Genomic DNA, 749 nt, shown 5'->3' with positions numbered 1-749 from the left:
AAGCGGACAACCATGGCCTGACAGACCGTGGCACGTTGCAACAAATGTAGGAGCGAGCTTGCTCGCGATGCGCCGCGCGGGCGGCGCTCGATCTCATGAGCGATAGAAAACCAAAGCCGGGCCCCCAGGGGCTCAGGCAATTTCGGGATAACTGTACTCGAACACCCTGACCACTTCAGAGGCATGCCAGGACGCCGCTTCCATGCCATCCACCGGCCCGGAAAAGCGCCCAAGGCGTTCCACGCACTCGAAGAAACCCGTGCGCGGCAGGCGGCTGGCGCCCTGGCTGATCACCAGCGAGCTGCGCAGCGGCTGCTCGGCACGGGCATCGAGCACGGCCAGGTATTCAAGCGCGGCCGTCAGCGTCTGCATGGCGGGGCTGGGCAATTGCAAGCGCTCGATCAGCGCTCGGTATGTCAGCAAATGACGTTGACGACGGGCCAGGTCAAGCTCGTCCAGCAGGCTTTGCCAGTGCTGGCGGCTGATCCTGACCTGGCTCATGACGGTTCGCTCCAGCCGGTGACGCCCAGGTGCCAGGCCAGGGCCCGGCGGATCGCCGCATCCGGCTGGCGTTCGCCGGATTCGATCATGGCCAGGTAGGCCGGGCTGACGCCGACATTGCGCGCCAGCTGCTCGGCAGCAATGCCCTTGGCTTGACGCAACTGCGCCACCTCACTGAAGGCGGGCAAACTGACGCTTGGTGCCGGCTGCTCGTCTGCCGCGGTAGCCGCTTCGGCAGGGGCCTGGCC

Annotated in this window: 2 protein-coding genes; both read right to left on the bottom strand. The window is 66.1% G+C overall.

Going from position 1 to position 749, the window contains the following annotated elements:
- Positions 1-132 precede the first annotated feature (132 nt).
- A complete protein-coding gene (locus PMI38_RS25945) occupies positions 133-501 on the bottom strand; it encodes a hypothetical protein (RefSeq protein WP_008101091.1) in 369 nt (122 codons plus the stop codon).
- Positions 498-749 (bottom strand): helix-turn-helix domain-containing protein (locus PMI38_RS25940; RefSeq protein WP_008101089.1); only part of this gene is annotated, 252 nt, incomplete at its 5' end. The genes PMI38_RS25945 and PMI38_RS25940, both read right to left, overlap by 4 nt.

This window comes from Pseudomonas sp. GM84 (genome assembly GCF_000282535.1).
Classification (GTDB): domain Bacteria; phylum Pseudomonadota; class Gammaproteobacteria; order Pseudomonadales; family Pseudomonadaceae; genus Aquipseudomonas.
The sequence above is the reverse complement of the archived record's forward strand: the minus strand, read 5'-3'. Positions and strand labels throughout refer to the sequence as shown.